Below are 14,132 nucleotides of genomic sequence, written 5' to 3'. Positions count from 1 at the left end.
GGCCAAATCAAAGCGGCTGTTATAAATCAAAGGGGCTTATCATAGCCGATGCTGTCAAGTGGCTGACAGAGCAGGCCGGCAATCGGTTGCATTTAATCGGTTGCCAATGAAAAACAGCCTCGAAATTCGCGCCCGGCACGCTAAACTGCCTGCCTTGGCCGACACTGGCCGGACTGGTTGAGGGCCTGAACGCCCCGAAACCCACGAATTCATAGAAAACGCTTTACCTCATAAAGAGTGATGATCATGACCCAAGTCAAACTGACCACCAACCAAGGCGACATCGTCCTGGAACTGAACGCTGAAAAAGCCCCGATCACCGTGGCCAACTTCATCGAGTACGTTAAAGCCGGTCACTACGAAAACACTGTTTTCCACCGCGTCATCGGCAACTTCATGATCCAGGGCGGCGGTTTCGAGCCAGGCATGAAAGAAAAGAAAGACAAGCGCCCAAGCATCCAGAACGAAGCCGACAACGGCCTGCCGAACGTGAAGTACAGCGTAGCCATGGCCCGCACCATGGAGCCGCATTCGGCTTCCGCCCAGTTCTTCATCAACGTGGCTGACAACAGCTTCCTGAACCACAGCGGCAAAACCGCTCAGGGTTGGGGCTACGCCGTATTCGCCAAAGTAGTCGAAGGCACCGACGTGGTCGACAAGATCAAAGGCGTGGCCACGACTTCCAAAGCCGGCCACCAGGACGTACCAGCAGAAGACGTGATCATCGAGAAAGCCGAGATCATTGAGTGATACTGCTGATTTCAGACTTGCATCTGGAAGAGGAGCGCCCGGACATTACCCGGGCGTTTCTGGATTTGCTCGCTAGACGTGCCCGCTCAGCGAGTGCGCTGTACATTCTGGGCGACTTTTTCGAGGCGTGGATTGGCGACGATGCCATGACGCCGTTCCAGCGTTCCATCTGCCAGGCCCTGCGCGAACTTAGCGACAGCGGCACGGCCATTTTTCTGATGCACGGCAATCGCGACTTCATGCTTGGCCAGGCCTTCTGTAAACAGGCCGGTTGCACGTTGTTGAAAGACCCGAGTGTCGTGCAGTTTTACGGCGAGCCAGTGCTATTGATGCACGGCGACAGCCTCTGCACCCGTGACGTCGGCTATATGAAGCTGCGACGCTACCTGCGCAACCCGATCACCCTGTTCATCCTGCGGCACCTGCCCTTGCGTACTCGCCATAAACTGGGGCGCAAGCTGCGCAGCGAAAGTCGTGCGCAAACGCGGATGAAGGCCAATGACATTGTTGATGTCACGCCGGAAGAAGTGCCGCGGATCATGCAGCACTATGGCGTGAAAACCTTGATCCACGGGCACACCCATCGCCCCGCCATCCACAAATTGCAGATTGGCGAGCAGTCGGCCAAACGCATTGTGTTGGGGGATTGGGATCGTCAGGGCTGGGCACTGCAGGTGGATGAGCAAGGGTTTGCGTTGGCGCCGTTTGACTTCGCCCCGCCGCCACAACTGGCAGCACCCACAAACTAACGCCCGCTCCCACAGGGGTTTGTGTTTATCTCAATGACCGGCGACAGCAGGCCCTGCCTTCGCCGCAAACGGCGGTTTCGCCAGCCACACCAGCACAATCAACCCCATGAACGCCCACCCCAGCAACGTGAAGTAATCCACGGTGGAGAGCATGTACGCCTGGCTGGTCAGCACATGATCCAGTTGCGCGTAAGCCGGGTTACTCGCCCCGCCGAGCGCATTCAAGGCATCCCGAGTCGCCGGCTCAAACGTGGTGATGCTTTCACTCAAATACGCATGGTGCTGATCGGCGCGGCGAATCCAGATCCAGGTGGTCAACGACGCCGCAAAACTACCGCCCAGGGTCCGCAGGAACGTCGCAAGCCCTGCGCCGTCGGCAATCTGGCTCGGCGGCAAATCCGACATCAAAATGCTCAAGGTCGGCATGAAGAACAGCGCCACGCCAATGCCCATGAACAGCTGCACCAAAGCGATGTGCTGGAAGTCCACTTCATTGGTAAACCCGGCGCGCATGAAGCAACTCAAACCGATGCACAGGAACGCACCACCGGCCAGCAGGCGCAGGTCGAATTTGTGCGCGTACTTGCCGACAAACGGCGACAGCAGCACCGGCAGAATGCCGATCGGCGCCACCGCCAGTCCGGCCCAAGTGGCCGTGTAGCCCATCTGGGTTTGCAGCCATTGTGGCAGTATCAGGTTGATCCCGAAGAACCCGGCGTAACCCAACACCAACACAATGGTGCCGATGCGGAAATTACGGTAAGCGAACAGCCGTAGGTTGACCACCGGATGTTTGTCGGTCATTTCCCAGATCACGAACACCGCCAGTGCTATCACCGAAATGGCCGCGCCGATCAGGATGAAGTTCGACTCGAACCAGTCCAGGTCATTGCCCTTGTCGAGGATCACCTGCAACGCGCCGACGCCAATGATCAAAGTGATCAAACCCACGTAATCCATCGGCTGGTAACTGGTCACCACCGGCCGCGCCTTGAGCTGCGAGCGCACGACCATTACCGCAAAAACACCGATCGGCACGTTGATAAAGAAAATCCACGGCCAGCTGTAGCTGTCAGTAATCCAGCCGCCGAGGATCGGCCCTGCAATCGGCGCCACCACCGTGACCATCGCCAGCAACGCCAGGGCCATGCCTCGCCTGGCGGGCGGATAGACGGCAATCAACAGCGTCTGTGTCATCGGATACAACGGCCCGGCCACCAGGCCTTGAAGCACACGAAAGCCGATCAGCTCCGGCATCGAGGTCGAGATACCGCAGAGAAACGAGGCCAGCACGAACAGCATCGTCGCCCAAAGGAACAGCTTCACCTCACCAAAGCGTCGGCTGAGCCAACCGGTCAGCGGCAGCGCAATGGCGTTGCTTACGGCAAACGAGGTAATGACCCAGGTGCCCTGCTCCGAACTCACGCCCAGGTTGCCGGAAATCGTCGGCAAGGCCACGTTGGCGATGGTGGTGTCGAGCACCTGCATGAAGGTCGCCAGCGACAGGCCGATGGTGCTGAGCAGCAGGCTGGGCGGCGTGAAAGACGCGTTATTGCTCATCGCAAATCCTTTGAAACCTGATTGGCGCTACGTCTGTTACAGACGCAGCTGACCTTGTGGGAGCGAGCCTTTGTGGCGAGGGGGCTTGTCGGAACGCCGCATCGCCCCGTTGGGTCGCGAAGCGGTCCCAAAAGCTTTGCGACTGCTTCGCAGCCGAGCGGGAGCAAGCTCCCTCGCCACAAAGGCTCGCTCCCAGGGTCGGTGTCAGCGTTGAACGGTTTTACTGACCACGGCGCTGTTGTCGTGGATCAGCTGGGTGATCATCGCGTCGGCCTCGGCCAACTGACGGTCGTAGATGCCGGTGCTGAGCGAAGCCTTTTGCGGCGGCAGTTGCGCCAGCACCGGACCACTCTGGTCACGCAGGTTCACATCGACCTGAGTCGACAGGCCGACCCGCAATGGGTGCTTGGCCAGTTCTTCGGCGTTGATGTGAATCCGCACCGGCACCCGCTGGACGATCTTGATCCAGTTACCGGTGGCGTTCTGCGCCGGCAGCAAGGCAAACGCGCTGCCAGTCCCGGCGCCGAGGCTGTCGATGGTGCCACTGTATTTGACGTCGCTGCCGTAGAGGTCAGCCTCGATGTCCACCGGCTGACCGATACGCATGTCACGCAGTTGGGTTTCCTTGAAGTTGGCGTCGATCCACAGTTGATCCAGCGGGATCACCGCCATCAGCGCCGTACCCGGCTGGACCCGCTGCCCCAATTGCACGCTGCGTTTGGCAACATAACCGGTGACCGGCGCGATCAAGGTGCTGCGGGCATGGGTGAGGTACGCCTGACGCAATTGCGCGGCGGCGGACATCACGTCCGGGTGCGACGACACCACGGTGTCATCGACCAGCGCGCTGGTGGTCATCAGCTGTTGCTTGGCGTTGGCCAGGGCGTTTTGTGCCGAGGTCAGGTCATCGCGGGCGTGGGACAGTTCTTCCTGGGAAATCGCGCCTCCAGCGGCGAGGTTTTTCCGGCGATTGAAGTTGTCCTGCGCCTTTTGCACCTCGGCCTGCTGTGCATTGACCTGGGCTTTCATGCCGTCGACGTTGCTGTACAAACCACGCACCTGACGCACGGTGCGGGCCAGATTGGCCTGAGCACTTTGCAGCCCGACTTCGGCGTCGTTCGGGTCGAAGTTGACCAGCACCTGGCCTTCGTGGACCAGATCGCCATCGTCGGCACCGATGCTGACCACGGTGCCGGTAACCAACGGCGTGATTTCCACCACGTTGCCGTTCACATAAGCGTCGTCGGTGCTTTCGTTCCAGCGACCGTAAAATTGGTGATAACCCCAGACGCCGAGCCCGGCGAGGATCACCACGACGGTCAGTGCAAACAGCATCACTTTGCGTTTGCGTGGGTTGCTCGTGTCTTGAGCGTTGTCAGGGGCTTTGGATGTATCGACAGTGGCCATGACGGGTACCTTGAATTAGTTGTGCTGCGTGGCTGGGGTTGCGTTGGCTGCGGTCAGGGTTTCGCCCTGGAAGCCGCCGCCCAGTGCCTGCATCAGTTGAATCGACAGGTCGATCTGCTCGGCATTCAGGTTGGCCAGCTGACGCTGGGCCTGGAGCAATTGCTGCTCGATGCTGAGCACGTCCAGGTAATTACCGATGCCGGAACCGTAGCGCTGGACCACGGTGTTGTAAGAATCCTGGGCAATGTCGGTGGCGTGCTGCTGTGCACCGATCTGCCGACCGATATCGCGCAACTGGTTGATGGTGTCGCCGACATCGCCCAGGGCTTTCACCAGGCTTTTGTTGTACTGCGCCACCGCGAGGTCGTAATCGGCGTCGCGGGAATCGAGGTCGGCCCGCAGGCGGCCGCCGTCGAAAATCGGCACCGAGATCGTTGGCGCAACATTGAAGAAGCGACTCGCCGAACCGAACATCGCATCGCCCAGCAACGACTCGACACCCGCCGCTGCGCTCAGGTTGAGGTTGGGGTAGAACTGAGTCTTGCCCGCCGCGATGTTTTTGCTCGCGGCTTCAACCCGCCAGCGTGCCGCCACCAAGTCCGGACGACGACCAAGCAATTCCGCCGGCAACACCGACGGCAAAGCGACGGCGCTTGCCTGGAGAACTTTCGGTCGGGCGATTTCGTTACCACGATCCGGACCTTTGCCCAGCAGCACGGCCAAGGCGATTTTCGCGCTTTGCAGGCGTTTCTCGGCGTCGATCAGGCTGGCTTCGGCGCTGGCTTCCAGGCTTTCGGTCTGCTGGAACTGGTACTGGCTGTCGATCCCCGAACTCAGGCGACGCTGGCTGAGGTCGAGCATTTGTTGGGTACGCTTGAGGTCTTCGCTGGCCAGGTCATGGATGATGTGCGCCTGCCCCAGATCGCTGTAAGCGTGGGCGACGTCGGCGGACAAGGTCAGTTGCGCAGCCTGCTGATCGACTTCGGCGGCACGGGCCTGGCCCAATGCGGCTTCCCAGGCATTGCGCTGACCGCCCCAAAGGTCGAAGTTGTAATTGAAACTCGCGTCAACGTTGCGCACGGTGGAGTAAGTGCCGCCCTGCCCGCTCGGGTCCTGATCGCGAGCCAGACGCGAACGGCTGACACCGGCGCTGGCATCCAGGGTCGGCATCCGCGCGGCGTCGGCGGCATAGGCAGCGGCGCTGGCCTGATGGGCGCGGGCGTCGGCGATTTGCATGTCCGGGCTGTCGTGCAGGGCTTCGCGGATCAGGCCATCGAGTTGTGGATCGCCAAGGCTTTTCCACCAGTCGCTTTTCGGCCACGCCGCGGGCGACAGGGTCACGCCGTTGAGGGATTGCCCGGCCTTGAGATTTTTCGCATCGAGGCTGACGCCTTCGGTGGTCAGGCCGCTGTAACTGGCGCAGCCGGCGAGGCTCATGGCCAACAGCACCAGGCTCAGACCGCTACGCAGGCTTTTACTGTTCATGGCCACCTACCCGCAGCAGAGTGATCGAGTCACCCGCGGCTACCAGAATTTTCTTCAGGATTTGTTCCAGGGTTTTCAGTTCTTCCGGGGTGATGGCGCCAGCCAGTTCATTCATGGCATCGGCGCCGATCTGCGGCAGCTGATCGGTCAGCTGCTGGCCCTGTTCGGTCAGCACCAGCTGAACCTGACGCCGGTCTGCCTCGGAGCGTTGGCGAGCGAGGAAACCTTTCTGTTCCAGACGATCGAGCATGCGGGTCATCGAACCGCTGTCCAGCGACAGGTGACGGCACAGCTCGGCCGGGGTATCGACGCCGAACTGGGCCATGATGATCAGCACTTTGAACTGCGCGGCGGTGATGCCGTGGGGTTCCATGTGCGTGTCGATGATCCGGTCCTTGAGCAGCGCGGCGCGCCCGAGCAGGAGGCCGAGATGGCAATTGTGGAAATCGTATGAGGTGAAATGTTTCATCTGACCGCCAATTAGCTGCCTAGGCAGAGAATGTATGTCGAGATGTTACTGCCTAGGCAGCGAATGTCAACGTAATAGTTAGGTTGCTTTGTATTTGACTGATAAATGGCGATAGTTTTTGCGGTGAACACTCTGACGCCATCGCGGGCAAGCCCGCTCCCACAGGGATCACACTGAACCTTGTGGGAGCGGGCTTGCCCGCGATTGGGGGCGACGCGGTATCGGGAAGAAAACGCGGGCCTAGAAATCCCGCTTGTAGAAGATGTCCAGCGAACTGGCCACGCCGCTGGCGGCTTCGAGGTAGACCTTTTTGCTCAGTTTGTAGCGCAAGGCGATGGTGTTGGCCGGCTCGAACACGCCGACGCCATAACGCAGGCTGAGTTTTTCCGAGATGTTGCCGCTGGCCACCACGGCGGTGCTGGTGCCGCTGCCTTGGGTATCGAGCTGGAAATCCTGAATCCCCAAGTCCTTGGCCAAACCGCTGGTTACACCCGAACTACCCATCAAACCCAACCCGAGGGCAGCCTGGGCGAGCATGTTGTTGTCTTCACCGGTGGTGCTCAGCGGACGCCCCAGCACCAGATAGGACAACGCCTGCTCCTGACTCATCGCCGGTTCGGAAAAGATCTGCGTGGTCGGCTGCTCGGCGCTGCCACTCAGGCGAATGCCGGCGATGACGTCGTCGGTCTGGCGAATCGCTTCGATATCGAGATACGGCTGATCAATGGGACCTGCAAACAACAGACGCGCCCGGCGCACCGTCAGTCGCTGACCGTAGGCGCGATAACGCCCGTCGTTGAGCCACAGCTCGCCACGGGTGTCCATGTTGTCGCCGATGTGCACCTGACCTTGCAGGTTGGCGGTCAGGCCGAAGCCGGCAAAGCTGAGTTTGTCCTGCCCGACCACTACATCGATGTCCATCGCCATGGCCATCGGCGGTTTACCTTCTTCGGTTTGCTGACCGACGATCACCGTGTCATCGGAGACCTTGACCGTGGACGGCGGCAGCTCGCGCACGGTGATTTCACCCTTGGGCACCAGCACTTTGCCGACGATTGCCAGCCTGTCGTCCTTCATGGAGATCTTCAGGTCCGGCGCGACTTCCAGCGCGGCGTAGGGTTCGACGGTGACAGGTAAGTGCGAGCCCTTGAGCGCCAGATCCACCACCAGCGCCTGGCCCCAGGCGATATTGCCATTGAGGCTGCCCTGCCCGGTCTTGCCGCTTTTCCAACCGCCGTTCAGTTGCACGGTTTCGCCGGCAATCACGGCTTGAAGTTGCAAGGCTTCGAGTGCCATCGGCAGTTCAGGCCCGGAGATTTCACCGTCGCGCAGCTCAAGGTTGCCATTGACCAGCGGCGCCAGCAGTCCGCCGGACAATGTGCCGCTGCCGCTCAAATGCCCGGTGAGTTTCTCGACCATTGGCACAAACGGCCGCGCCACCGACAAGTCCAGACCACTGAGGCGGAATGAACCGGTCAGCGGTTTGTTCTTCGGCAGCGGGTTGATCTGCGCCTGAACCATCAGTTCACCGAGTTTGCCGCCAACAAAATTGAGATCGGTGTCGATGCGTTTTGGCGTGAGTTTGCTGGTGAGTTTCAGCGTCTGGTACGGGAAGTCCAGCCATTGCTCCTTCTCACGCATACGCAAGGTGCCGCCGCTGGCGTCGATGCTGACCAGACCGTTCGGACCGCTGGCCGGCAAGTCCAGTTGCAGGTCGGCGTTGAGCTTGCCCTTCCAGGCAAAATCCTTTGGCAACCATTGCGCGAGGCTGTCGATGGGGAACTGCTTGAGGTGATAACGCAGCTTCGGCTCGGGCATCAAGCGCTGGTCTTCGCCACACAGGCTGGCCGGGCCGGACATCCAGCAATGGGCACCGAAGTTGATTTTGCCATCCGCCAGTCGTTCAAGCTTCGCCGGATTTTGCAGTTTCCAGTCCTGACCGCCGGCCTGGATATCACCACTGGCCAGACGCCCGCGCCAATTGCCCTTGTCCAGCGTACCGTCGAGACCGAGCGCCAGTTTCAGCTTCGGTCCTTGCAGGTCGAGGGCGAGTTTCTGGTTTTTGATGTCGCCCTGACCGCTGGCGGTCAACGTGCCCAGTGACGTGTCGCCGGTTTGAATGCCGCTACCCTTGAGGTCGATCTTCGCCCGCTGGGCGTTGTCGAGGGTGGCGTCCAGATTGAGACTTTGCAGGCGATTGTCTTCGAAGGCCAGTTGCGTGCCTTGCAGGCCGAGTTTGCCTTGTGGCGCCTTGAGCGTGCCGGCGACATCGACCCGGCCATTGAGCTGCCCGCGCAGTTGCGGCCAGAGCTGGGCCAGACGCGGCATCTTGATGTCGATCCGGCCGGCGAGTTTCTGTTGCAGGCTGCCCTGGCCGTTGATGCTGTTGTCACCTAGGCGAATCTGCAACGCGCTAAGGTTCCATTGCTCGCCGCCGCCATCGGCCTTGGCTTGCAACACCGCCGGTTGCCCGCGCAGCTTGCCTTTCAAGTCCAGGTCGGCGGTCAGGCTAAGCGCTTCGTTCTTCATCTCACCTTTGCTGCGCAATGACCCAGCCAAGGTGCCCGGCAACTCCGCGAGCCAGTACGCCGGATTGATTGCCGAGAGGTCCAGCGCCGTATCCCAGGCGATACCGTCGGCAAACTGCAGGTTCAGGTGCCCTTCGGCCTTGCCCTGCCCGGCTTCGAGTTTGAATTGCGGCAGGTGGATTTTGCTCAGATCGCCGCTGAACGGGCTGTTCAGGCTGAACGCCCCGGCCGGGCCATCCAGTGCGGCTTTGAAGTTACCGATGTAGTTGCCGTCGGTGTAGGAGACTTCACCGTTGAAGCTGCGCAGCGCTACTTGCGGCTCGTCGATCAGCGGATAGAGACGGTGCCACGGGAAATCCAGCCAGTCGATTTTCGCCTCAGCGCTCAGGCCTTTGCTCCAGTCCACAAGCCCGGTGAGCTTGAGGCTTTGTTTGTCGTTGGCCGTCAGGTCAAGGCCGGCGATCTGCGCGCCCTTGGCGTCGACCTTGCCTTGCAGCAACAGCGCAACCGGGCCTTGCTCGGCAGGCAACGTGGCTTTGCCGAACAACTGGTAACCGTTTTTCAGGTCGCCGTCGCCGGTGAGTTCCAGTTGATTGAGTTGCAGGGTGTCCGGTAGATCAGCGCTGGCCTTGAAGCCGTCGGCGGTGATGCGCACTTTGGCCGGCAGGTTTTCCACCAGCGGTTGCAGTTCGCCGGTGAGTTGCCCGTTCAGGTAACCGCTGCTGTCGGCTTTCAGGTTCAGGGTTTTCAGCAGATCGCCGTCGACTTTCAGGGCCAGAGCCCAGGGCTCGGGGGCCGACAGGGTCAGTTTGCCCTCGGCTTTGAGCGGCCAGTTGCCAGAGGGTTGCAACAGGCCGGACAGGTTCAGGCTCAGTTCATCACGCTGCAAGTGCACCGAGTCGATCTGCAAACCCTTCTCGGTCCAGTGCGCCGCCAGTTGCAGCCCCTTGAGTTCTTCACTGCCGTTGAACAGCAGGCGGCCGATTTTAACGTCGCCCAATTCGATGGCCAGCGGCAATTTCAAGTCTGGAAGACTGATCGGGCCGCTGCTTTGCTCTTCCACGCCCGGCGGGAATTGCAGGCTGACCTGCTCGGCCTGCAATTGCTCGATACACAACGTCATGCGCATCAGGCACAGCGGCGACCAGGCGAAAATTGCTTTGTTCAGCTCAACCCGACTGCTGTCCTGCTGCCACACCAGATGATCGGCGCTCCACTGCCCACCCAAACGGCCCTGGAAATTCTCCACAGTCAAACCCGGTACAAACCCGAGCGCCCAGCGACTGCCCGTCGGAGTGCCCAGCACGGTGACCAGTGTCAGCACGATCAGCATCAGCAGCGCCGGAATCGCCAGCAGCGTTATTTTCAAACCACGCTTCACAGCTCAGGCCCCATGGAAAAGTGCAGTCGAATGCCGCCGTCATCGTCCATCGCGTGGGCCAGGTCGAGGCGAATCGGCCCCACCGGTGAGACCCAGCGTACGCCGATACCGACACCCGTCTTCAGGTTCGGCAGTTCGAGCGTGTTGAAGGAGTTGCCCTGGTCGATGAAGGTAGCGACCCGCCATTTTTCGGCAATGGAGTATTGATACTCGACACTGCCGGCCACCATGTAGCGGCCACCGATGCGGTCGCCATCGGAGTTTTCCGGGGACAGGCTCTGGTAATCGTAACCGCGCACGCTCTGATCGCCACCGGCGAAGAAGCGCAAGGACGGCGGCACCGATTTGTAGCCGTTGGTGGCGCTGCCGCCGACCTGCACCCGACCGAGCAAGCGGTGTTTGTCGAAGACCGTGGTCAGGCCTTTGACCAGCGCCGTGCCGTAGACCAGGTTGGTGTCCGAACCTAATCCTTCCTTGGCGACTTTGGTTTCGAATTGCAGGCGATAGCCGTTGTGCGGATCGATGCGGTTGTCGCTTTTCAGGTACGAATAACTCACGCCAGGCATCAGCAAAGTGCTGAGCCCCGAATCGTCACCGAGTTGGTATTCCTCGCGTTGCCACTTGAGCGACACCACCCGCTGCCAGCCGCTGGGCAACTTGCTGTGCCACTCGGGGCCGAGGGTCAGCAGTTTGCTGAGGGTATCGGTGCCAGCGATTTCTTCATATTGATAACCACCGGCAAAGCGCAGTTTGTCGGTCAATGGTGGGTCCAGCGGAACATCGTAAAACAGCCCGACGTTCTGCCGAGGCGCCGAAATTTCGGCCTCCCAGCCATAGCTGTGCCCCTGAGGATTAACCCAATGGCGGGTCCAGTTGGCTTTGACCCGTGGACCGACGTCGGTGGAAAAGCCCAGACCGAGCCCCATGGTCCGTGGTTTGCGGGTTTCCAGTTTGACCGCCACCGGAATCACGTCGTCCTTGGACGCGGTCGGCGCCGCGTCCACGCGCACGCCCTCGAAATAGCCGCTCGATTGCAGCGCCTGATTGAGTTCGGCGATCAGTTCGGAGTCATAGGGCGCACCAGCCTTGAACGGCACCATGCGTTGCAGCAGGTCTTCGTCGAACGGTGTGTCGCCTTCAAAACTGACTTTGCCCAGCGCATAACGTGGGCCGCTGTCGTAGATCAATTCGATGTCGGCGACGCCGGCACGCGGGTCCACCAACAGTTTCTGGCGGGTGAAGCGCCCACTGAAAAAGCCATAGCGCGAGGCCTGGTTCTGGATCAGCCGCTTGGCGTCTTCGTAACGGCCATGGTTAAGCACCGCGCCGGGTTTCAGCAGATCGCTTTTCGGTACACGAAAGGATTTGAACGAGGCCGCCGGGCCGTCGATGCGCACCGTGACGTTGCGCAAATGGATCGGCTCGCCGGGGTCGATATTCAGCACCAGGCGCGGCGTCTTGCCGCCCTTCACGTCGCTGTCGATTTGCGGCTGGTAATAACCCAAAGCCTGGGCGGCCTTGCGCGCTTGCTCTTCGGCGCCGCGACTGAAGCGTTGCAAGGCTTCTTCATCGCGATCGCCGAGGCTACCGATATAGCCTTCTATATTGGCCTTCAGTTCATCGTTGGACGGTTTGATCCGCACATCCAATTCACTTTGCGCCAGCGCCGCGCAGCTGGAAATCAGTATCAACACGCCGCTGGTAAATCTTCCGGAAAACTTCATAGCGCGGATGCTATCACGAGCCTGGGGGCCTGATAGAGCCTGACCTGCCGCGAAAGTTCTACTGTTATGCCGTTGCCGTTTGTAACACCTGCGGGTTGGCGTGGAAAAATACGTGCTCGCGAATCGGTCCTACGGCCACTTCACCGATTTCCTCGTAGCCCTGACGCTTATAGAACTCCAGATAACGAGGATTCCCGGTGTCGAGGATCACGCCCTGTGAGTGCTCATCGACCGCGCACCAGTTATGGACCGCTTGCAGCAGTTGCTCGCCGAAGTGCTTGCCCTGGAATTGCGGATGAACCCCCAGCAATGGCAAAACATGCACCGAGTCGGACGGCACGCACGCCATCACGGCGGCGTGGTAATCGAGGTAGCGTCGGGTGCAACGAAAACCGGTGCTGAGCACCATCCGCAGGCGCCAGGCCCAACTTTCGGTAATACCCAGGCGACGTTGCGGCGGTGCAATCAGAGCGATGCCGATCAAGCGATCATTCACCAGCAGGCCAATGGCCGGCAAATCCTGCAAAAAGTGCTGTTTGACCAGTTCCCGCACCGTCGCCCTCACTCGTTGTTCATAACCGGGGCGTTCGGCTTCGAACAGATAGCCGAACGTCGGCTCGTGTCGGTACGCCTGGTACAACAGGGAACGTGCTTCGCGGGAATAGCCGCTGTCGAGCATGTGAATATCGGCGATGACGGTCGAGGTTTCGGGCATAACGGCAGATCTCCCCTGGGCGCGGCTCAGAAGGCCACGTTCTTATTGGTACGAGCCTTTGGGTGGCTTCACAGTTCCCCACACAGGTATAGACCAAGCCAGGATCTTCATCGACTGGGCTGACGCCTTCGCGGGCAAGCCTCGCTCCCACAATATCCGTGGCGCTCATAGATTTTGTGTACGCCACGGACACTGTGGGAGCGGGCTTGCCCGCGAAGAGGCCCGATCTGCTAGCACATCCCTCCCACAGTTTCAGTGGCGTTCGCAGACTTTGTGTACGCCACGGACACTGTGGGAGCGAGGCTTGCCCGCGAAGAGGCCCGATCTGCCAACACATCTCTGACAGAACACAACGAATCCCCTCACCCCAAGGCTGGCCCCATTCCTACATGTCAGCTAGCATCGCACTTTTGCCAGGACTGCCGACCATGAAGATCGTCTCCTTCAACATCAACGGGCTGCGCGCTCGCCCGCATCAGCTGGCGGCGCTGATTGAGAAACATCAACCAGACGTGATCGGATTGCAGGAAACCAAGGTCCACGACGACCAGTTTCCCCTGGCCGAGGTTCAGGCACTGGGTTATCACGTGCATTTCCATGGGCAAAAAGGCCACTACGGCGTGGCCCTGCTCTCGCGCCAGGAACCGATTGCCTTGTACAAAGGTTTCACCACTGACGAAGAAGACGCTCAGCGACGCTTCATCTGGGGCACGTTCGCCGACGCCAATGGCGTGCCGGTGACCATCATGAACGGCTATTTCCCACAGGGCGAAAGCCGCGATCACCCCACCAAATTCCCGGCCAAAGAACGTTTCTACAGCGATTTGCAGCAATTGCTGGAAAGCCAGTTCAGCAACGACCAGCCTATTGTGGTGATGGGCGATGTGAACATTTCCCCGGAAGACTGCGACATCGGCATCGGCCCGGACAACATGAAACGCTGGCTGAAAACCGGCAAATGCAGCTTCCTGCCCGAAGAACGCGAATGGATGGCCCGCCTGAAGAATTGGGGTCTGGTCGACAGTTTCCGTCACTTGAACCCGGACGTTGCCGACCGTTTCAGCTGGTTCGACTACCGCAGCCGCGGCTTTGAAGATGAGCCCAAGCGCGGGCTGCGGATTGACTTGATCATGGCGTCCCATGGGTTGTTGCCGCGAGTGAAGGATGCCGGCGTGGATTACGATCTGCGCGGGATGGAAAAACCTTCCGATCATGCGCCGATCTGGCTTGAGTTGAGCTGACCCGGTTTTGCTGATCGTTCCCACGCGCAGCAAAGGAATGCATCCCGTGACGCTCTGCGTCACATTCAATAGCGGAACGCGGAGCGTCCCCGGCGGCGTTCCCACGCAGAGCGTGGGAACGAT

10 protein-coding genes are annotated in these 14,132 nt (G+C 60.2%); 3 read left to right on the top strand and 7 right to left on the bottom strand.

Features of this window, described 5'->3' with window-relative positions; translation table 11 throughout:
• Positions 1 to 246 precede the first annotated feature (246 nt).
• Both AB3226_RS24210 and lpxH read left to right on the top strand, forming a co-directional pair.
• Positions 247 to 750, top strand: a complete 504-nt coding sequence (locus tag AB3226_RS24210) for a peptidylprolyl isomerase (RefSeq protein WP_367374919.1) — start codon at positions 247 to 249, stop codon at positions 748 to 750.
• On the top strand, positions 747 to 1,499 hold the full coding sequence (gene lpxH, locus AB3226_RS24205) for a UDP-2,3-diacylglucosamine diphosphatase (RefSeq protein WP_367374918.1): 753 nt from the start codon (positions 747 to 749) through the stop codon (positions 1,497 to 1,499). The genes AB3226_RS24210 and lpxH overlap by 4 nt, the downstream gene beginning before the upstream one ends.
• Positions 1,500 to 1,529: 30 nt before the next feature.
• On the opposite strand, the gene AB3226_RS24200 is transcribed toward lpxH, so the two are convergent.
• The 7 genes from AB3226_RS24200 to AB3226_RS24170 all read right to left on the bottom strand — a co-directional run bounded on the left by AB3226_RS24200 (position 1,530) and on the right by AB3226_RS24170 (position 12,768).
• Entirely contained in the window at positions 1,530 to 3,059 is a 1,530-nt protein-coding gene (locus AB3226_RS24200; RefSeq protein ID WP_367374917.1) for a DHA2 family efflux MFS transporter permease subunit, read from the bottom strand.
• Between the two features lie 204 nt (positions 3,060 to 3,263).
• Positions 3,264 to 4,466 (bottom strand): efflux RND transporter periplasmic adaptor subunit, encoded by a 1,203-nt coding sequence (locus AB3226_RS24195; protein WP_367374916.1) that lies wholly within the window; start codon positions 4,464 to 4,466, stop codon positions 3,264 to 3,266.
• Positions 4,467 to 4,481: 15 nt separating this feature from the next.
• Positions 4,482 to 5,951, bottom strand: a complete 1,470-nt coding sequence (locus AB3226_RS24190; RefSeq protein ID WP_367374915.1) for an efflux transporter outer membrane subunit — start codon at positions 5,949 to 5,951, stop codon at positions 4,482 to 4,484.
• Positions 5,941 to 6,420, bottom strand: coding sequence for a MarR family winged helix-turn-helix transcriptional regulator (locus AB3226_RS24185; protein WP_007896150.1), 480 nt, complete (start codon positions 6,418 to 6,420; stop codon positions 5,941 to 5,943). Before AB3226_RS24185 ends, AB3226_RS24190 begins: the two co-directional genes overlap by 11 nt.
• A gap of 240 nt (positions 6,421 to 6,660) precedes the next feature.
• Entirely contained in the window at positions 6,661 to 10,329 is a 3,669-nt protein-coding gene (locus AB3226_RS24180) for a translocation/assembly module TamB domain-containing protein (protein ID WP_367374914.1), read from the bottom strand.
• Positions 10,326 to 12,053, bottom strand: a complete 1,728-nt coding sequence (locus AB3226_RS24175; protein WP_367374913.1) for an autotransporter assembly complex family protein — start codon at positions 12,051 to 12,053, stop codon at positions 10,326 to 10,328. The genes AB3226_RS24180 and AB3226_RS24175 overlap by 4 nt, the downstream gene beginning before the upstream one ends.
• Positions 12,054 to 12,117: 64 nt before the next feature.
• Positions 12,118 to 12,768: an N-acetyltransferase gene (locus AB3226_RS24170; RefSeq protein WP_123358310.1), complete on the bottom strand. Its 651-nt coding sequence runs from the start codon at positions 12,766 to 12,768 to the stop codon at positions 12,118 to 12,120.
• Between the two features lie 428 nt (positions 12,769 to 13,196).
• Here AB3226_RS24170 and xthA point away from each other — a divergent pair, with 428 nt between their 5' ends.
• Positions 13,197 to 14,009, top strand: coding sequence for an exodeoxyribonuclease III (xthA, locus tag AB3226_RS24165; RefSeq protein ID WP_123358309.1), 813 nt, complete (start codon positions 13,197 to 13,199; stop codon positions 14,007 to 14,009).
• Positions 14,010 to 14,132 lie beyond the last annotated feature (123 nt).

Origin of the sequence: Pseudomonas lini (genome assembly GCF_964063345.1) — a bacterium.
Lineage (GTDB): Bacteria > Pseudomonadota > Gammaproteobacteria > Pseudomonadales > Pseudomonadaceae > Aquipseudomonas > Aquipseudomonas lini_B.
This window is presented reverse-complemented; position numbering and strand designations above follow the sequence as displayed.